Below are 19,208 nucleotides of genomic sequence, written 5' to 3' on the forward strand. Positions count from 1 at the left end.
AGCTCTTACAATCCTGGCAAAATACCGCTGAACAGACTTAACACATAGACGGTAGCTAGTGCGGTTAAGCCTGCGATGAAGCCGCCAAGCGTCCAAACTTTCAGCGTCTGAGGCACCGTCAGTTTACCGAAACGATTCACCACCCAGAACCCGGAGTCATTCGGAAGGGACAGACCGATACCGCCGGCACAAATCGCCAGTCCAAGTAGAATCGGGGATACGCCCAAGTCCACAATGAGTGGTCCCATAATCGTGGATGTGGTAACTAGCGCAACCGTGGAAGAACCGAGTGATGCACGCAAAATCTGGGAGAAGATGAATGCCAGCATTAATACCGGAATGCTCCAGCTCTGCATCGTTGTAATCAGGTAGTCGCCAATACCACTATGGTTGATAACCGCACCGAAGGCACCGCCCGCTCCGGTAATGAGGACGATCATACCTGCCGTTGCGATCGCTTCCGAGTATAGCTTGTTGTAATTTTCGGCGATATACGGACGCAGTGCAATAATGGCTACCAGAACACTGATCAACAAGGCAATGTTCTTGTCCCCAATGAAACCGAAGAATGTCTCAATCGAAGTGCCGGGAACCAGCATTTTCGAAAAGGTATTCGCCAGAATGAGTACGATTGGCAGAGCCAGCATCCCGAAAGACAAGCCTGTGCTGATTTGTTTGCGTTGGCCCAGTTCTTCGTTCTCTATTGCTTCATCTTCAATCGTGGATTCCGTCTTCACACGCTTGCCAATAAACATGCCGTAGAGGAAACCGCCGACAAGTGTAGCAGGGATGGCACAGATGATGCCGTAGAGGATAAAGAGACCCAGGTCGGAACCCGTGTTCTCCGCTACGATCATCGGACCAGGCGTAGGTGCAATCATGTTGTGAGACGTGATCAAACCGATGCCAAGTGCGGTAACGAACGTTACGATAGAGATTCCTGTACGTGTAGCCAGGCTTTTCAATAGACCGCTCAAGATCACGAATGCCGCATCGAAGAAGACAGGAATGGATACGATGGTCCCTGAAACGGCCAGGCCGGCAGGCGAGTTCTTGATTCCGAAAATTTTCAGAAGTGAATCGGCAATTCGTTCGATAGCGCCGGAGGCACCGAGGAATTGACCGAAGATTACACCGAGGCCGATCAGAATGCCGACCCCGGTTAAGGTGCTCCCGAAGCCGGAAGTTACAATGCCCGGAACTTCCTTCAGCGGAATGCCGATGCCAATGGCTGTCACAAATGCAATGATCGTTAGTGCGAGAAAGGGCTCAACCTTCCATTTGATGATGAGTAGGAACAGCAAAGCTAATGCGATGATGAAGGCTGCGATTAGCATAGGTCCTGTTAACATGCGTCTTCCACCTTTACTTGTTTAATGTGCGGGTCATTTCCTGCAGATCTCTTGGATTCTTACTTACCGACTTCCACGTTCGCGAATTTCTCATAATATTTAACGATTCCCGCATGATCATGATCTTGCTTGCCTTCATCCCGCAGCGTTTCGAATATATGACGCACATGTTCGGTCAGTGGAAGGGAGAGCTCGTAGGCTTCTGCCGTCTCCATCACATTCGTTAAATCCTTCAGGTTAATATCCACGCGTCCACCAGCTTTGAAATTGCGTTCCAGAATCATGGGTACTTTGGCGTCCAGTACAGCGCTTCCAGCGAGTCCGCCGCGTATGGCGTGGTATAACTTCTCAATGTCAATTCCGGCTTTGGCTGCAAGTACAAGTGCTTCAGACATGGCTGCAATGTTCACATTCACGATGATCTGATTGGCCAGCTTCGCCGTGGCACCACTTCCGTTCGGACCGACTCGGGTCACATCCTTGCCCATAGACAAGAGGACAGGCTGAGCCTTGGTAAATGCGTTTTCATCTCCGCCAGCCATAATAGCCAAGGTACCGTCGATCGCCTTCGGTTCACCGCCGCTAACGGGAGCGTCGATCATCTCGATGCCACGTGCTCTTAGAGCATCTGCGATCTCGGTGGCGACGACAGGAGAGATGGAACTCATGTCGATCACAATCGATCCAGCTTTGGCGCCGTGAACGATGCCGTTATCTCCAAGGATGACGCTCTTCACAATCGCATTGTTTGGCAGCATGGTGACGATCATGTCGCAGGTTTGCGCTACGGCTTGCGGAGATTCGGCTTGCTCAGCTCCCGCTTGGACCAATTCCGCTACTGCTTCTTGGTTAAGGTCATTGACGGTAAGTTGGTACCCTTTCTTAATGAGGTTCAGGGCCATCGGTTTGCCCATAATTCCGAGTCCTACAAATCCTATTTTCATGTTGACGTGCCTCCAGTAAAGTGAGTTGTAAGTGTTTTCAAAGAGTATTGTACACATAATTTTTAAAATTGTATACAAAATATTAAAAATGGATACAAAAAAATATTGGAATAAGCTTTCAAAGAACGATCGTTATCTTTATAATTTAAAAATAGTCTTTGTTTTCAGGACATTATTTATGTGTGTGGGAAAAGGAAGGGAACCGATCATGCGCAAGTCAGAATCACAATCCGCTTTTATTCAATGCTATGAGCAGATCAGGGATAAGATATTGAATGGGGATTTGGCCGGAGGTACGAAGTTAGTGGAAGAGCGGCTCGCGGAAGAAATGGGTGTCAGCCGGACGCCGGTACGCGAATCCATTCGGAAACTGGAGCAGGAGGGTCTGATCAAACGCAAGCGTGTGGTTCAGCCTACGGTGGAGGATCTGCGTCACATATTCGAGGTCCGTATCTTACTGGAGGGCTACGCTTGCCGCTGCGCGGCTTCTTACATGGACGAGGAAACTGCCGAGCGGCTGCAAGAATGCATCGATGTCGCGCGGACCGGCGACGTGAAGCAAACCATGGACGTAAATAAACGATTTCATGACATCATCGTTCAGGCCAGCCGGAATCCTGAAATCATTGACATCATCGACCGGATGCAATCTATCATCTATCTGTTTCGGCGTGCAGTGGTCTACCATAAGCGCCCGTTCTTAATTGACGAGCATCAGTTGATCTTGGACGCCATTCGGAAGCATGATGCGCCGGAGGCGGAGCGGCTGATGCAAGAGCATCTGCAAGCGGATCTCGATTTTTATTTGCATCTCGGGAAAGGCTAGAATGGCAGCTAAGGTTTAGACGTGAAAAGGATCGAAGACAATCTCTGAAAAGAGATGATGTCCTCGATCCTTTTTTCAATCGTGCTGAATGTCGTACCTCAGATGAATGACTTCCGCGGATTTAAGAATTTCCGTGTTGATGAACGTACTCGCGATGCTGTCCTCAAGATCGTTAAATAATCGTTCACCGCCACCCAGCAGGATGGGAACCTGGCTAATCAAGATTTCGTCCAACAATCCCGCCCGCAGAAACTGTTGAATCGCTTTTGCACCACCGGCAACTTTGACGTCTTTCGTTCCGGCGGCTTCTTTGGCCAGGCGAAGAGCCGCTTCAATCCCTTCCTTGACGAAGGTATACGTCGTACCGCCCCGTTTCACTTCGGGTGGCAGTGACTCCGTCGTTAATATGAAGACGGGTATATGAAATGGAGGCTCCTCTCCCCAGAAAGGGGAGCCATGATCAAACATGGTCTTGCCCAGGATGACCGCTCCCGTTCTGCTGTTGTGTGCTGCCAACAGTTCTGCCTCGGGGTTCTGTTCGCCTCCGTCCAAACCGTGAAGCTCACGCCAACTGGCTAGCTGGTAGATCCATTCATGCAATTTCTCCCCTCCGCGTCCCAGCGGAAGCTTCAAACTATGGTCAGGACCGGTAATAAAACCGTCTAGCGATATCGACATTTCAGCAAATACTCTGGACATGTCCAGCACTCCTTTTTCTCGGGTTTAGTTATTATTAAAAATCAATGTATCATGCTTACGTGTCAACGGTTTCTTATGATTTGCTATTCTTCATAACCGTCATGGCTCCGGGGAAGACTAGAGAGAGTGACAGATGTTCGATGTTATGGAGTTTCTGTTGCGTAACGAATCAAAGATCCGGATTGGAAAGGGGAAGAAACCACATGGATTTAGGATTACAAGGTCTAACAGCCTCGTGACCGGCTCTACCTCAGGCATCGGGAAGGCGATTGCCATGTCGCTGGCGGGTGAGGGAGCTTCCGTGATTGTCAACGGAAGGCATGAGGACAAAATCAAGAAGACCATCAAGGAGATTCATGATCGGCATCCGGATGCGAACGTAAGATACGTGACGGCTGATCTGGCTACGGAGGCCGGCTGCCATCAGGTGAGGGAGGCGAATCCCGTTATTGATATTCTCGTGAATAATTTGGGTATCTTCGAACCAGCCGATTTCTTCGATATATCCGATCAGGACTGGTTTGCGTTCTTTGAAACCAATGTTATGAGCGGTGTCCGCCTAGCCCGGCATTATTTGCAGAATATGTTGAACCGGGATAAAGGTCGCATTATTTTCATAGCAAGTGAAGCGGCGATTATGCCCTCGCAAGAAATGGCGCATTATAGTGCAACCAAGACGATGCAGCTTTCGTTATCTCGCAGCTTGGCTGAAATGACGACGGGGACCGGGGTGACGGTCAATACGGTCATGCCCGGAACGACGCTGACTGAAGGTGTGGAGACGATGTTAAATAATTTGTATGCGGATGAAGGATTAACGATGGAACAAGCCGAGAAGCGGTTCATGAAGGAGAATCGGCCAACGTCGATTATTCAGCGACTAATTCGACCGGAGGAGATTGCGGATTTCGTTGCTTATCTCAGCAGCCCGAAGTCATCGGCCATTAATGGCGCCGCGCTTCGGGTAGATGGGGGCTTGGTGCGCAGCGTGTTCTAATGTCAGGAACGGTAATTCTGCCTGAAAGCTTTCGGTTTGAAACCGGTATGCTTAGAGAAGCAACGTATGAAGTATGGAAAAGAACCAAAGCCACATTCTTCTGCTACGCGACCGACCGGATCATTAGTATGAATCAACAAATGCTTCGCTTGTTGAATACGATGCCGGGTGAGATATTCCAGCGGTGTACAGCCGAACGTTTTTTTCATGCATATGGATAGGTAGTTCTGGTGAAAATGCATGGCTTCGGATAACCTCTGGTAACTGATAGCCTCTTTATAGTGTTTCTTAAGATAGTCGGCTGTTCGCTCAGCGATAACGTAATGCGGGCTCCATGGATAAGTTTCTTCTTCTTCAGCTTGCAGTAGTTGCAGAAGCTCTTGCAGGATCTGCTGCTGCTTCCACCGGGCGGAAGAGGAAGGAGATTGTTCAAGCCGCTGTAATTGTTCAAACCATGGATATACTTGCTCCTTCGCAGGGAGTTCCCTGCATTTCGGCAAATAGAAGGAGAAGTTTGCAACGGATACATCGGGTTGATCCGATTGTGATAAGGCAATCATGGTCGGTTCTTCCGATTCGCTCCAAGGACCCAACGTCTGAAAATGCAACCAATAAAAATGAGTCACATCTTGACATGGACGATATGTTCGATGGGCCGCGTCCGGTCTTAGAATCAGATATCGGCCGGAGGTAACGCTGTAAGGAATGCCCGCATCCTCTATGAATAAAGCCCCTCTCGTCACTACAATCAAATCAAATACGCCGATGTTAAACCGGTCTGGATGCTTTCTGCCTGTCTGGTACGTATCTTCTCCACCGACGATATAATGGGGTAGCGGCGGTGCCGTGAACTGAAAGATCATCCGTTACCAAGCCTCCTGTCTTCGTTGCTTTTTTCTATGATAACGGTTTCTTTGGATGGAATTCAATTCGTGATCAGGTTGTAATTGGATAAAAGCAAGTTGTTTCTGAATATCGGACACCCTCGGTTGAAGTGGTATATTTCAACCAGGGCGCGATTATAAGTCAGGGACAAGGAGCGTGAACAGTCGATGTTGCATAAGACGGCTTTTGAACATTTACCGCTTGGGGCGATCAAACCTCGCGGCTGGTTAAAAGACCAACTAGAAATTCAGGCAAATGGTTTGACGGGGCATCTGGAAGAACAATGGAAGGATGTCGGTCCGGACAATGGATGGCTGGGCGGACAAGGGGAAAGTTGGGAGCGGGGGCCGTATTATGTTGACGGCCTGCTTCCATTAGCGTATCTGCTGGAAGATGAGAGATTGATTCAGAAGGCAAATCGCTGGGTCGAGTGGTCGCTTGCAAGCCAGCAGGAGAATGGCATGTTCGGCCCGAACCGCATTACATCCGTGAATCAGGATATCGATAAGGAGCAGGACTGGTGGCATTATATGATCATGCTGAAAGTGATGATGCTGCATGAAGAAGCAACGGGTGACGAGAGGGTTCAGCCATTCCTCACGAAGTTCTTCCGTTATGTTCACTCTGTGATTAAGCAGCAGCCGCTGCGGGGCTGGGCCAAGACCAGGGGAGCCGAGATGCTGTTATGCATCGTATGGTTATATCGGCGAACGGAACAACCTTACTTGCTGGACCTTGCCGATATCGTGGCGAAGCAGACAACGAATTGGAGCGAGATCTTTCACGATTTTCCGTTCTGGCGAAAGGTGGAGCAGTGGGATTGGACGACACATGTCGTGAATGTCGCGATGGGCATCAAAACTCCCGGCGTATTATTCGAATTGAACGGGGAGGAAGCAGAACGCGTAAGCGTGCATCAAGGCATCGATTCGTTGATGACCTATCACGGTCAAGCCCATGGCATGTTCTCGGGAGATGAGTGGCTGTCCGGCACACATCCGAGTCAGGGAGTGGAATTATGTGCCGTTGTTGAGTACATGTTCTCCATGGAACAGTTAACGCGAATCTTCGGCGAAGGACGGTTCGGGGACATCTTGGAGAAAGTAGCCTTTAACGCGCTGCCGGCGGCAATCTCCGCCGACTGGACTTCACATCAATATGATCAACAAGTCAATCAGATGCTGTGCAACGTTGCGCCTCGAGCGTGGAGCAACAGTCCCGATGCCAACGTGTTCGGCTTGGAACCGAATTTCGGATGTTGTACCGCCAACATGCACCAGGGCTGGCCCAAGCTGGCCTCGCACCTCTGGATGAAGGATCAGGAAGACGGACTCGTTGCGGTATCCTATGCGCCTTGCACATTGAGTACTACGGTTGGACACGGGGTAGCGGCTACCTTAGAAGTCTCAGGGGAATATCCGTTCAAGGAGCATATTCGAGTCGAACTGGGATTAGAGCGTCCGGTGTCGTTCCCTATTTCCCTCCGAATCCCGGAATGGTGCGATCATCCGGTCATTAGCGTCAATGGTCGTGTATTGCCGATCCAGGTCAAGAACGGTTATGCAAAAATCGTACAAGATTGGCATAACGGCGACCGCCTGGATGTTCACCTTCCTATGGAAGTGAAGACGACGTCACGAAGCATGTACGCGACGAGCATCGAGAGGGGACCCCTCGTCTATGTGCTGCCGGTGAAGGAGAATTGGCAAATGATTCAGCAGCGCGAGCAGTTTCACGACTGGGAGGTGTATCCGGCATCACCGTGGAAATATGGTCTGATGGCGAATACGGATTTCGAAGTTCAGGAAGGGGATATGGTTCGCCAACCGTTTCTGGCCAAGAACGCACCTGTGCGCGTGAAGGTCAAGGGTCAGTTGATTCGTGATTGGAAGATGGAGGGCAACAACGCCGGAAACCCTCCGCTGCATCCGAACACTGATGGACAGCCCGTTACAGAATTGGAGTTAGTTCCATATGGAAGCGCCAAGCTGCGAATCGGCGAGTTTCCGTTGATACGGAAATTGTAATCGAATGGCTACCAGATAACGTAAGCCCTGAAAACAGAACAATTGGTGGACAGAGCGGCAGACTAGAAATTGGTCTGCCGCTTTAATGATTGAATGATTACCAATCATTAATCGACTCTTCAGACCAAATATATGATCACTCGCCAAGCAAACAGCTCAGGAATTGTATCGGCAGCTGTTTGCTTTCCCATAGGGGTTATTCCAATGTATTTCAGCTGGACAGTTGGTAGGTATCACATCCATCCGCTGTGAAGCATTATTTAATGAGGTCACGCGACTGATCAACGCAGGCGGAGCAACCTTCAGAACAAAAGCGTTCAAAGACATGGTATCCAATGCTTGACTGGAACCAGCCAGCATCATCGCCACAATCAATACGCCTAGCCCATTATTGCATCACACCGATGATGACAAGTGGCTTGATACTTATCCGGTCATACAGCCGCCCGACAACCTGAGCTTCAGCTTACCACCCGTCAGATTCAATATAGTAAAGACTGTTGAAATCAGATGCTAGAGGGTGAGATCGATTCGACCGATCCCTTAGCGCTGGAGATGTTAAAGGCTTTTCCGTTTAGTCTGGTTCCTGCTTGGGAAATCGGTATGACAGGATTGTATTTATCTTCCACTGGTGCTATGGTTAATTTATTAATCCAACTAATAGTATTGGAATTGGAGGGATGGTCTTGCCTAAGATTGCAAAAAATCTAACCGAACTCATAGGTAATACACCTTTGCTAGAGTTAACTAACTATTCTGCTAAGCAGCAGTTGAGTTCATCGATTATAGCTAAATTAGAATACTTTAATCCGGCTGGAAGCGTGAAAGATAGAATCGGAGTCGCTATGCTAAAGGATGCGGAAAAGCAAGGGCTTATCAATCAGGAGACTGTAATTATAGAGCCGACTAGCGGCAATACAGGTGTAGGTCTTGCTTTTGCAGCAGCAGCATTAGGCTATCGATTGATCATCACGCTACCTGAGAGCTTTAGTCTGGAACGCAGAAAACTATTAATCGCACTCGGAGCGGAACTGATTTTGACGCCTGTGCAGGAGGGGATGTCAGGTGCCATTCGCAAAGCCGAGGAGTTGGCAGCAACCATTCCGAATTCATACATACCACAGCAATTCATGAATCCAGCTAACCCTGGTATTCATAAAACAACGACTGCCGAAGAAATCTGGAGGGATACGGACGGAGAGGTTGATATATTTGTGTGTGGAGTAGGAACGGGAGGTACCATATCCGGAGTTGGTGAAATCTTAAAGGCGAGAAAGCTACCGTAAAAATCATGGCCGTGGAGCCAGCGGATTCACCCGTTCTTTCAGGTGGCAATCGGGGGATGCATAAGATTCAAGGTATAGGAGCAGGTTTTGTACCTGATAATTTCAATAGTGCTGTAGTCGATGAAATTATTCAAGTTGAGAATGAACATGCATATCAAACAACGCGAGATCTGGCTAAAAGTGAAGGTTTGTTAGCAGGAATATCATCAGGCGCAGCGGTCTATGCTGCTTCCCAAATTGCCAGGAGACCCGAATCTAGCAACAAGGTGATCGTCGTCTTGCTTCCGGATACAGGGGAAAGGTATCTGTCCGTTGAAGGTTTGTTTCCTGAGCAATAGAATAGGATCAAACTCTATAGCCGGGAGAACGTGACAGCCCCTGGGGCAACCCCGAGACCCAAATGTTCTCGCACTACTACCGACGAATCACAACTGAGGTGGTTGAGGCGACGTCCTGCATTATCAGTGAAAGAAATTCCTGCAAAAATGCAGGAATTTGCGGGCTGAAGCTGCGATATATACCAAAAGCCTGCAAATGTGCAGGCTTTTAGCTCGAATTGGGGCTAATTGGACAAATAAGGGATAAAAACCTGCATTTTTGCATCTTTTTCTGCTGAAGGGATAGATACTGATGAAAATAACTGCACATACGCATCTTTTTACGTATTCACGGATATGCAGAGTTTGAGCTTTCTCGGAAAATGGCCGATTGGAAAGATTGCACAGCATGGGTCAAGTACACGAGTGGAGATAAGGTACTGGTCTGGCTGGTAATTCGCTCTAGAGACCAAGATGGATCAGGATGAATCTTAGATGAATAGAGTCGAATTCAAGTGGCGCCAAGCGGAAGTTTTTTACAAATGGCCGAAAATAACGTACTATTCTATCAAGAGGCTCTATCTATTATTATGAATTCACATAGGAAAGGGTGCTGACGTTATGAACCGAATTGCTTGCGTCACCGGGGCTGATCGCGGCTTGGGCTTAAGCCTGACACGCTGGCTGCTCGAACATGGATTTACCGTATTTGCAGGGCGCTATATGCAAGAATGGGAAGAACTTGATCAGCTGAAACGGATCTATCCGCAGAAACTAGAGCTTGTAGCGCTAGATGTTGGCAATGCGGATAGCGTTGAACAAGCAGCTGCTGCGATAGGGGACAAGGCGCCCCATCTCGATCTTATCATTAACAATGCCGGCATTACCAAGGCAACGGATCAGGCGACGGTTGAAGGGGATCTGGATTTCGATTCGATGATGCAAATCTATAATGTGAATACGCTGGGTGCCCTTCGGGTGAGTCATGCCTTAATGGAACTGCTGCTGCAAGGAACCGACAAGTTGATCGTCAATATATCTTCGGAGGCGGGCAGCGTTAGTCGCAATCAAAGAAATGTCATGTACGGTTATTGCATGTCCAAGTCAGCGCTCAATATGCAATCTTCGATTCTGCACCAGCATTTGCGGCCGCAAGGGGGACAAGTGATGGTCATCTATCCGGGATGGCTGCAATCATACATGGGCGGGGATTTGAACATGTCTGCGCCGATTTCACCTGACGTATCCGCGGACGGCATTATGAAGCTGGTTACGAATCATGAAGCTTATAAGCGTGAACAACCGATTTTTCTGGATTATGAGGGTCAGGAATGGCCGTGGTAAAAAGGCTTGCCAGCCAGTATAACAAAGAGAGGTGCTGAATCATGAAAGCGATTGCGTTAGGACAGTACGAAGGAGCGCGGTATCATCCGTTCACTCTCGTTGATGATGAGATCAAGGCGATATTCTCGGATGTGATGGAGATCGAGTGCACAGAGGATTATGCTGCATTGCAAGCGGATAAGCTGAAAACATATGATCTGTTTATATCGTATGCGGAGTTCTCCGATCAGGAGATTACCGAAGAGCAAGCACAGGCGCTGGTATCATATGTGGAGGATGGCGGTGGCTTGCTTGTAATACATAACGGCATCTCGCTGCAGAGAAATAAGCAGCTTGCGCAGTTGATTGGCGGACGATTCACGGGGCATCCCGAATACACGGCCTTGCCGATCCGTTACAATCAAGGATGCCATCATCCCGTGATTGCGGGATTGCAGGATTTCACGATGGACGAGGAGCCGTATCGATTCGAGCTGAGCCCGCATGAGTCGACGATCATCATCGCGGATTATGAGCATGAAGGAGAGCGCTGGCCCGCGGCGTGGGTACATACATATGGCGCTGGACGGGTGGTCTATCTGATGCCGGGGCATCATCTGCCCTCGTTCCAGATCGAAGAGGTGCGGAAACTTATTCGTAATGGCGGCATGTGGGCAGCCGGTAAAGGCGGGGCTTAATTATCGGATTATTAGCGTGATCAGTTGTCAGCAGGACATCGTCATGTGGCGTTCCTCGGGATGAAGAAACATTATACGGCTTCCGGGAGAGCTGGCTTCGAATGAAGCTGCCAACCCAGAAGGTCAAGTATTCGAGTCGGACGCGCATCCACTGGCTTAGACAGAAAGTGTTGGCAGGCAAGAATGGTTAGCCAATAATAGTGTTGATAAAATTTAGAGCAGAGCAGCTCCCATATTACCGTGAGTAGATACGGTTTATGGGAGTTTTTTGTGTTTGAAAGTAATTTAAATTACGCTATAAAGAAATAATAATTGACTTATACCGTAATTTAAATTACCCTTTGAAGTAACGATGCGACGTGATTTTTTGTTATTAAGTTCTCGCCCAAATAACGATGCATCGTTTACATAGGGACGAGGAGTGTGAACAATGGCAAAGACGCATGTATTGACCCCGACAAGTGCGACATTGCATGGTTTTTTCAGCAAGGATCTGCAGCCGGCTATCCATATTCAATCAGGAGATACGGTAGTGTTTCAGACGCTGGATGCCTCGTGGGGGGTGGTCGAGAGGTCCGCACCGGGTGCAGCCCGGCAGAAATTCACGGAACGAACGCCGGAACGGCAAGAGGAGCGGTTTGGGCACGCGCTGCTGGGACCTGTGCACATTGAGGGCGCAAAGCCGGGGCAGACGCTGGAAGTCCGGATAGATGAAGTAATTCCTGGTTCGTGGGGCTGGACAGCGGCCGGAGGGTTTCCAAGTTACTGGAACGAGAAGCTCGGAATGACGGAAGGGCCGGAGCTCACCCTGGACTTTCGGCTGGATGCCAGAACGATGACCGGGCGGAGCCAGTTCGGAAACTTCAGTTACAGCGTGGGGCTGAAGCCCTTCATGGGCATCATGGGAATGCCGCCACCGGAAACAGGCAAACATACGACCTTTATTCCGAGGCCGTATGGGGGCAATCTTGACTGTAAGGAGCTGACGGCCGGGAGCATTTTGTACCTGCCGATTCCGGTGGAGGGCGCGTTATTCTCAACGGGAGACGGTCATGCGGCGCAGGGAGACGGCGAGGTTAGCGGTCCGGCGCTCGAATGCCCGATGGAGAAGGTGGGCCTGACCTTCCATGTTCGCGATGACATCGCCATGAAATTGCCGCGGGCGAAGACGCCCTCGGGCTGGTTGACGATGGGATTCCACGAAGATCTGGATGAGGCGATGTGGATGGCCCTCGGGGAGATGCTTGATCTTATGACGGAGCTATATGCGATCTCTCGCACGGAAGCGTACGCCTATGCCACCATGACCGTCGATTTGCGAATAACGCAGGTTGTGAACACGGTCAAGGGTGTGCATGCTTTTCTGCCATTTGATGCGTTGAGGTGAGCGCGTGCACGTACAGGAAGTTATATTTGACATGATGATGAGAGGTTATGGAGCAGGTGGGTAGGAAGGCGCAAGTGGAGATGATGTAAAAAGATATGATTGACTTGATGCCTAGAAGCATTTGGGGCAGAAGGTATGACGGTAAAAAGACGCTTAGGGCACGTAGTTGGCTTGGCATAAAAGCTGCGAAAGTGCAGTTTTTTATGAGCAAAAGTGGTTCGCGATCGGATATTGCTGCAAAAATGCAGCTTTTTCAGCGCTTTCATCGATTATGGAGGATAAAACAACAAAAAAGATGCACTTTAGCAGCAATTCACCTCTTATCGGTTCATTTCCATCGGAAAAGATGCACTTTTGCAATCATTTGTGACTGACAACAAAACAACCCCAAGCACAAACTGCGCATAATGATGAGGAGGAAATACAGATGCAAATATTCGAAAGTATGATAAACAATCAAGGCGTCAATCTTCATGTGACCGAGGTATATCGAGACATGAAGCAGGAGCTGCCGCTGGTGATCATTCCCGGATTATCCGAATCGGCCCGAGGATTATGTGCATGTACTGGAGCAGTTGGCGCCAAGGCATACGATCGTTATTACCATGCGAGGTCGTGGCCAGAGTGATTCGCCGGTATCTGGATATAGGCTGGAGGATCATGTTCGTGACATTGATGCGGTGATACGGCATCTGGAACTTGAACAGTTCATTCTGATGGGCTATTCCCGCGGCGTGTCCTACCAGCTAAGCTATGCTGTCCAGCATCCTGAGCGCATTCAAGGATTGATCATCGGCGATTATCCGGCTGTTCATACGCAGTTGCCGCCAGGCTGGGTGGATTTCTTCGCATCGTTGCCGCCTTGGCGAGGGAAGACGTTGTATGAGCGAATGACGGTCGAAGCCGTGCAGGCACTTCAGCGAGAATCCAGCAAGGTCGAGTTATGGGACGAGTTGCCCAAGCTGGAATGTCCGGTACTCATAATACATGGCGTAAAACCGCATCCCGGGTTATCATTAGAAGCAGTGGAACAATATAAGCGAGTGTTGCCACATGCGATTGTGGTAGCGTTCGAGGAGCATGATCATAATCTGTTCGAGCCGGATGTGGATACATTCGTCCGCACAGCGGATTCATTCATGAATGAGATCAGCAATAGCAACCATAATTCATCGACAACGAATACAAAGGGTGTACGCACTTGGATAATCTAAAGCTCAATGTAAATCTATTAAGACAACGGGTACCCAACCTAACCAGCGCAGCCAAATCCGTGGGTTTGAGGCCAGCGACGGTATCGAATTTATGCACGGGAAAAATCCCGGTAGGGCGCGCCGAAGTTCGCACCATCGCAGCGCTTGCGTCCTTGGCAAAATGCAGCCTGGATGAGCTCATCCTGCGCGGGGAGACGGTCGATATGATCGAGACCGGCATCAAGCCGCTCGATCTGTTCGCACCGCTGGCGAAGGGCGGCACGGTTGGACTCGTCGCACGGCCAGGGATGGGGCAGCTCGTCGTGCTCGGCGAACTGTTTTACCAATTCCGACAGGAGGGGTATTTGGTGATCCTGCTCAAGCCGGATGGTGAGTACCCGGAATTACAGGATATTCTGGATGACGTGGAGCAGGTCACGAATACGATCGATGAAACCTACGAGATCATAAAGTCCGCGGGACTCGGCAAGGACGTGATCTTCGCCGCGGATCGGGAGCATGTCATGACGGGGAAGATCTATGATCTTCAAGAACGTCTGCAACAGGCAGGTTTATACAATGTCACGACCTTTCTGGTCGATCTGAAGGGTGCAGTTGTGGACGAGGATATTCCTTATGGTCCGCTCGAAACCTTATGGTACTTCGATGCCGATCTGGCGGCAAGGTATAAGTTCCCGGCAGTCAATCCGCTCTATTCCACTTCATCGGTGTTGGAAGGAGTTCACCTCGATCAGAATCATGTCTCCATCCAACAGCGAGCGCAGAAGCTGCTGCGTCGTTATCGTGAACTGCGTTCCTTGGTCAACGTAAGGGGACTGGCGGCCATACCTTCGGCAGATCTGAAGACGTACGAACGTGGAGAGCGCTTGGAAGCTTATCTAACGCAGCCGTTTCATGTGGCCGAGCCCTTCACAGGCCGAGCCGGGGAGCGGGTTGCACTACAAGATATGTTACATGACGTACAGGCCATTCTGAATGGCAGCATGGATCACCGTTCCGTTGAGAGTTTGACCTGGATCGGCACGATCCAATAGTGACATAATCCTAGCCGGATGGGGAGAAGACCGCTATTTGCGGTCTTTTTTTTTCTTCAAAATAAGTCAATATCTCATTTTATTGATCGGAAATATCAGATATTTGCACAAATCCACATAAAATAATGCGGATGTCCCATAGATGCTCATGGCGGTGCAGTATATAATATGAGCAGTTTACATAGAGGAGAGATGGAGATGAAGAGAAAAGGTTGGCTTATCGCATTCGCTGTGGCCTTATTGTTGACGCTCGTCGTGGTTCCGGTTCAACAGTCGTTCAGTGCCGAGGGGAACCCAACGGCAACGGCTATTACGCAAAGCGCGCTGAATGATCAGTTCCACCTGGATCATGTCGTGAAGATTTACGTGCCTTCCACCGTGAAGGGGGACATCCCGATTACGGATGCAGCACATCAGAAGATCGTCGATCAGACGTTAACGAAGCTGTCCGGCTGGTTTGGCGGTGCGACGGCAATTCCGGGTGAAGGTGCATGGGTGGACAACAACAAAACCCTGATCAAAGAAAAAGTAACGATCGTCTACGCCTTTGCTGAGAAACTGGATAAGGATTCCCTCAATCAAGTGGTGGACTATGCGAAGAAGCTGAAGAACGATCTGTCGCAATCCGCGATCTCGCTTGAGGTGGACGGCAAGCTGTATTTCATTGAATAGCCAGACTTTATATCGATGAGCAAGGCTCCGAGATATTAGATCAAGGGATGTTCTCCTCCAGCCAGTAATGGCTGCGTAGGGGAACATTCTTTTTTCTTGTTCAAATTACAGGAGTTCAGGTTGGAACTAAATTGCGGTTTGTTGCGTCGAATCTTATATAACGAAGATTATATGGGAGCGTGATCATGAAAACTTTATTAAGCTCGTTGTTCGTTGCGTTATGGATGTCATTCGTGTTAATTGGATGTGGTACGGATGCAAATCAGCTTATTCATGGGGAGATGCAAGAGGGCGTGAGTATCCATGAAACTTTTCAGGCCGTAGTTATAGAGCAAGACGAGACAACCATTACTGTGGACAATTCGGGGTCAAAATATAGGCTTATCACGAAGGATATAGATTACGTCGCCGAAGTTGGTGACCAAGTAAAGGTATGGACTACAGAACAATATGAGGAAAGCAATCCGGCCCAGGGCGAAGCAATAAAAATTGAAAAAGTGAAGTAATGGGAAAGAGTGCTCTAGTAAGGGCACTCTTTCTATGAATATGAATAGAAGCTTATGCAGGATGGCTAATATAGAAATCTCCATAGATAAAAGGTGGCGTAGGACTCCCAGTTCACCCAAGCAGCCGCCAGTGTTTGAATCTCCTTCTTCGTCGGTTTCTGCTCCATGCCCAGCACATGCTTGATCGCGTTGTGCAGCCCGACATCATCGATCGGAAAGGCCGCCGGCATCCGCAGGCAGCGCATCAGCACATAGTTGGCGGTCCACGGACCGATTCCGCGGATGCTGACCAGTCGTTTCTCCGCTTGCTTCAAACTGCTCGATTCGAGCAGTTGCTCCTTCGTCAGTTCCCCTGTTGCCATAAGCTGCGCGACCCCGATGAGATACTCGCATTTTTTGACCGTCATCCTCAGCCCGTCCAGGTCCTGCACGTTCAAATGGGCGATATCCTCGGGCCGAGGGAATAGCCAGTAGATCTTGCCTTCGCATTCCACTCGGTGGCCGAACGTTTCCACGAAGCGCCTTTTTAGCGTATAAGCATAGGTCAGGTTGATTTGCTGTCCAAGGATACCCCAACAAAGCGCCTCGAATAGATCGGGAATTCCCATATTGCGCAGTCCGTAGAAGGATTGCACGGCTTGACTGAGCAGGGGATCGGTCTTCGCCATGGCGTAGAACGGCACCAGATCGGTGTTCAGATCGAACCAGTCGCGGACATAACCCGCGATTTCCGCACGCAGGCTCGGGTCGACTGGGGCCGTGTCGCCCAGAAAGCGAACGAGGATCGCCTGCTCCTTAGGCTCTGCCGTGACTTCGATCACAACGGTCTCTGAACCAAGGGCAATAGCCCGGTAGATCGCATGGTCTCGGATATGATACAGACATTCGTTGGGCGATCGCTGCAAATAGTTGAGGTTCTCGATAAAGCTGAATTCTTGCGGTACGTATAGCTTTAACGAATGCTGGTGATCCACCCAGCTGTCTGGTGGTAGGTGGTTGTCTAACCTATATCGTTGACTGTCGTCAGGTAATGGATTGGGTTCTATCATCGTCACCGGTTCCTTTCGTTCATGAACTTATCTATACTAGTTGTAACATATATGCGGATCGTATAATTTCGTTATCTTGCTCTTACATTCCAAAAAGCGTACAGTGCATCCAGCCTGTGGTTATAATGTTAGCGGAGGTGATGAACCGTGGCAAACCGAATTGCGCCAACAGAAGCACAGTGGAAGGCGATTATCGACAATGACTCGCAGAGTGACGGTAAGTTTTTCTATGCAGTGCAGACTACGAAGATATTCTGTCGGCCTTCTTGCAAATCCAGACCCCCGAAGTATGAAAATGTGCGTGTATTCCAATCTGCTGCAGAAGCGAGATCCGAACAGTTTCGGCCATGCAAACGATGCAAGCCGACGGGGGAGCGTCTCCCTGATCAGGAATGGATCGAAATCGTCACGACTTATATCGATCAGCACTACACCGAGCATTTGACGCTCGATGTGTTGGCTGAGATAAGCCATGGCAGTCCGTATCATCTGCACCGGATTTTCAAGCGTGTCAAGGGTGTGACTCCGATGGCGTATATCCAGGCATGCCGAATCGATAAGGCGAAGGAGCTTCTTCGGCATTCCGATGCATCGATCTCGGATGTCGGTCATCAAGTAGGGATGGAGAATTCGGCTTACTTCATCACTCTGTTCAAAAAGAAGACGGGGGTGACTCCGCTTCATTACCGCGAATTAACTCAAGTGAGCCATACGAATATGGAGGTGCAGGATGATGATGGAATCGAGTCATAAGGTGATTCGTTGGACGCTACTGGCAAGCGGCATCTGGAATATGTATATCGCAGCTACGGAGCAAGGTTTATGCTATGTCGGATCGCCGGATAAGCCGCTTAAAGAGTTGGTAGACTGGGCGAAGGCGAGATTTCCTGGATTCAGGATCGTTCAGGATGATGCAGCGCTGCAGCCTTATGTAACAGAGTTGACGGAGTATTTGCAAGGGAAGCGGGACCGGTTCGAGCTGGCAATGGATTACAGGGGTACTGCTTTTCAATTGGCTGTGTGGAATGCGCTATGTGACATTCCTTATGGGCAGACCTTCACGTATTCGGACATTGCCAATCAGATTGGCAGACCTGCAGCCGTTCGGGCCGTTGGGGCAGCGATCGGAGCTAATCCAAATCTCATCACCGTGCCGTGCCATCGGGTGATTGGCAAGAGCGGTGCTCTGACAGGGTATCGGGGTGGGCTGGAGATGAAGACGCGTCTGCTGGAGCTCGAACGGGAACATGCCTTGATCAAGGAGAAGACGGAGTATGCCTAGACCTTTGTCAGCACGCATAGCAGGGCTGGATTGGGAGGCATTCAGGCAGCTTTGGATGAACAGGGATATGCCCGTATCCCAAAGCTGCTGACGCCGGAAGAGTGCTCGGAGATGATGAACACGTACACGGAAGAGGAGCGGTTTCGCCGTACCATTGACATGGCCAGGTATCGCTTTGGCGTGGGAGAGTACAAGTATTATCAGGCACCGCTGCCCGAATGGCTGCAGCAGCTTCGGGAGGGCTTCTATCCGCATCTTGCGCAGACGGCTAACCGCTGGCTATCCCAGCTTGGAGGGGAGGAACGATACCCTGCAAGCTTGAGTGAGTTCCTTGACCTATGTCATGCGCAAGGGCAGGAGCGCTCCACACCGCTTATTTTGAAGTATGAAGCGGGGGGATACAACTGCCTGCATCAGGATTTGTACGGCGATGAGTTCTTCCCGTTTCAGGTCGTGTTCGGGCTGAATAAGAAGGAAGTGGATTACGACGGTGGCGAATTTCTGCTAGTGGAACAACGGCCGCGAGCCCAGAGCCGCGGGCATGTTATTACCTTGGAGCAAGGTGCGGGGTTGATCTTTCCGACCAACCATCGTCCCGTGCAGGGAACGCGGGGGTATTACCGGACGACGCTGCGACACGGCGTCAGCACGATCACGTCCGGGACAAGGTACAGCCTTGGCGTTATTTTTCATGATGCGAAGTGAGGTGC

18 protein-coding genes and 2 pseudogenes are annotated in these 19,208 nt (G+C 49.8%); 15 read left to right on the top strand and 5 right to left on the bottom strand.

What is annotated here, in order from left to right:
* Nucleotides 1-5: 5 nt before the first annotated feature.
* Both JCM10914_RS05070 and garR read right to left on the bottom strand, forming a co-directional pair.
* Nucleotides 6-1,352 carry a GntP family permease gene (locus JCM10914_RS05070; protein WP_023958174.1) on the bottom strand — a complete coding sequence of 449 codons (1,347 nt, stop codon included), beginning with the start codon at nucleotides 1,350-1,352 and terminating at the stop codon, nucleotides 6-8.
* Between the two features lie 59 nt (nucleotides 1,353-1,411).
* Nucleotides 1,412-2,296, bottom strand: coding sequence for a 2-hydroxy-3-oxopropionate reductase (gene garR / locus JCM10914_RS05075; RefSeq protein WP_023958176.1), 885 nt, complete (start codon nucleotides 2,294-2,296; stop codon nucleotides 1,412-1,414).
* A gap of 208 nt (nucleotides 2,297-2,504) precedes the next feature.
* On the opposite strand from garR, the gene JCM10914_RS05080 reads away from it, so the two are divergent.
* Nucleotides 2,505-3,122, top strand: a complete 618-nt coding sequence (locus JCM10914_RS05080; RefSeq protein ID WP_023958178.1) for a GntR family transcriptional regulator — start codon at nucleotides 2,505-2,507, stop codon at nucleotides 3,120-3,122.
* A 75-nt stretch (nucleotides 3,123-3,197) separates the two neighbouring features.
* Here the strand turns inward: JCM10914_RS05080 and JCM10914_RS05085 are convergent, their stop codons facing one another.
* A complete protein-coding gene (locus JCM10914_RS05085) occupies nucleotides 3,198-3,821 on the bottom strand; it encodes a dihydrofolate reductase family protein (protein WP_023958180.1) in 624 nt (207 codons plus the stop codon).
* 133 nt (nucleotides 3,822-3,954) lie between these two features.
* Between JCM10914_RS05085 and JCM10914_RS05090 the strand changes: the two genes are divergently transcribed.
* Nucleotides 3,955-4,818, top strand: a complete 864-nt coding sequence (locus tag JCM10914_RS05090; protein WP_023958183.1) for an SDR family NAD(P)-dependent oxidoreductase — start codon at nucleotides 3,955-3,957, stop codon at nucleotides 4,816-4,818.
* A gap of 2 nt (nucleotides 4,819-4,820) precedes the next feature.
* Here the strand turns inward: JCM10914_RS05090 and JCM10914_RS05095 are convergent, their stop codons facing one another.
* Nucleotides 4,821-5,681, bottom strand: coding sequence for a helix-turn-helix transcriptional regulator (locus JCM10914_RS05095; protein ID WP_023958185.1), 861 nt, complete (start codon nucleotides 5,679-5,681; stop codon nucleotides 4,821-4,823).
* 189 nt (nucleotides 5,682-5,870) lie between these two features.
* Here JCM10914_RS05095 and JCM10914_RS05100 point away from each other — a divergent pair, with 189 nt between their 5' ends.
* From JCM10914_RS05100 to JCM10914_RS05145, 10 genes and pseudogenes are all read left to right on the top strand, one after another.
* On the top strand, nucleotides 5,871-7,730 hold the full coding sequence (locus tag JCM10914_RS05100) for a beta-L-arabinofuranosidase domain-containing protein (protein ID WP_023958187.1): 1,860 nt from the start codon (nucleotides 5,871-5,873) through the stop codon (nucleotides 7,728-7,730).
* A 686-nt stretch (nucleotides 7,731-8,416) separates the two neighbouring features.
* Nucleotides 8,417-9,354: pseudogene (cysK, locus tag JCM10914_RS05105) on the top strand (cysteine synthase A).
* 600 nt (nucleotides 9,355-9,954) lie between these two features.
* A complete protein-coding gene (locus JCM10914_RS05110; protein WP_023958195.1) occupies nucleotides 9,955-10,677 on the top strand; it encodes an SDR family NAD(P)-dependent oxidoreductase in 723 nt (240 codons plus the stop codon).
* Nucleotides 10,678-10,718: 41 nt separating this feature from the next.
* Nucleotides 10,719-11,354: a ThuA domain-containing protein gene (locus JCM10914_RS05115; RefSeq protein ID WP_023958197.1), complete on the top strand. Its 636-nt coding sequence runs from the start codon at nucleotides 10,719-10,721 to the stop codon at nucleotides 11,352-11,354.
* Nucleotides 11,355-11,784: 430 nt separating this feature from the next.
* Nucleotides 11,785-12,741, top strand: a complete 957-nt coding sequence (locus tag JCM10914_RS05120; protein WP_023958199.1) for an acetamidase/formamidase family protein — start codon at nucleotides 11,785-11,787, stop codon at nucleotides 12,739-12,741.
* A gap of 427 nt (nucleotides 12,742-13,168) precedes the next feature.
* Nucleotides 13,169-13,369 (top strand): hypothetical protein, encoded by a 201-nt coding sequence (locus JCM10914_RS29765; RefSeq protein ID WP_023958201.1) that lies wholly within the window; start codon nucleotides 13,169-13,171, stop codon nucleotides 13,367-13,369.
* The gene (locus JCM10914_RS05130) at nucleotides 13,347-13,955 is read left to right on the top strand and encodes an alpha/beta fold hydrolase (RefSeq protein WP_023958203.1); all 609 of its coding nucleotides are present in this window, start codon (nucleotides 13,347-13,349) and stop codon (nucleotides 13,953-13,955) included. The genes JCM10914_RS29765 and JCM10914_RS05130 overlap by 23 nt, the downstream gene beginning before the upstream one ends.
* The gene (locus JCM10914_RS05135) at nucleotides 13,943-14,989 is read left to right on the top strand and encodes an ATP synthase subunit B (protein WP_036717004.1); all 1,047 of its coding nucleotides are present in this window, start codon (nucleotides 13,943-13,945) and stop codon (nucleotides 14,987-14,989) included. The genes JCM10914_RS05130 and JCM10914_RS05135 overlap by 13 nt, the downstream gene beginning before the upstream one ends.
* Nucleotides 14,990-15,187: 198 nt before the next feature.
* Entirely contained in the window at nucleotides 15,188-15,661 is a 474-nt protein-coding gene (locus JCM10914_RS05140; RefSeq protein WP_023958207.1) for a hypothetical protein, read from the top strand.
* Between the two features lie 185 nt (nucleotides 15,662-15,846).
* The gene (locus JCM10914_RS05145; protein ID WP_023958209.1) at nucleotides 15,847-16,167 is read left to right on the top strand and encodes a DUF3221 domain-containing protein; all 321 of its coding nucleotides are present in this window, start codon (nucleotides 15,847-15,849) and stop codon (nucleotides 16,165-16,167) included.
* Nucleotides 16,168-16,232: 65 nt separating this feature from the next.
* Here the strand turns inward: JCM10914_RS05145 and JCM10914_RS05150 are convergent, their stop codons facing one another.
* Nucleotides 16,233-17,216, bottom strand: coding sequence for a DNA-3-methyladenine glycosylase (locus JCM10914_RS05150; protein ID WP_081739734.1), 984 nt, complete (start codon nucleotides 17,214-17,216; stop codon nucleotides 16,233-16,235).
* A 147-nt stretch (nucleotides 17,217-17,363) separates the two neighbouring features.
* Here JCM10914_RS05150 and JCM10914_RS05155 point away from each other — a divergent pair, with 147 nt between their 5' ends.
* From JCM10914_RS05155 to JCM10914_RS05165, 3 genes and pseudogenes are all read left to right on the top strand, one after another.
* Nucleotides 17,364-17,969, top strand: coding sequence for a bifunctional transcriptional activator/DNA repair enzyme AdaA (locus tag JCM10914_RS05155; RefSeq protein ID WP_036717006.1), 606 nt, complete (start codon nucleotides 17,364-17,366; stop codon nucleotides 17,967-17,969).
* Nucleotides 17,953-18,498: a methylated-DNA--[protein]-cysteine S-methyltransferase gene (locus JCM10914_RS05160; RefSeq protein ID WP_036717099.1), complete on the top strand. Its 546-nt coding sequence runs from the start codon at nucleotides 17,953-17,955 to the stop codon at nucleotides 18,496-18,498. Before JCM10914_RS05155 ends, JCM10914_RS05160 begins: the two co-directional genes overlap by 17 nt.
* Nucleotides 18,491-19,203: pseudogene (locus tag JCM10914_RS05165) on the top strand (2OG-Fe(II) oxygenase). Before JCM10914_RS05160 ends, JCM10914_RS05165 begins: the two are co-directional and overlap by 8 nt.
* Nucleotides 19,204-19,208: the final 5 nt, after the last annotated feature.

This window comes from Paenibacillus sp. JCM 10914 (genome assembly GCF_001315105.1).
Taxonomy (GTDB): domain Bacteria; phylum Bacillota; class Bacilli; order Paenibacillales; family Paenibacillaceae; genus Paenibacillus_AQ.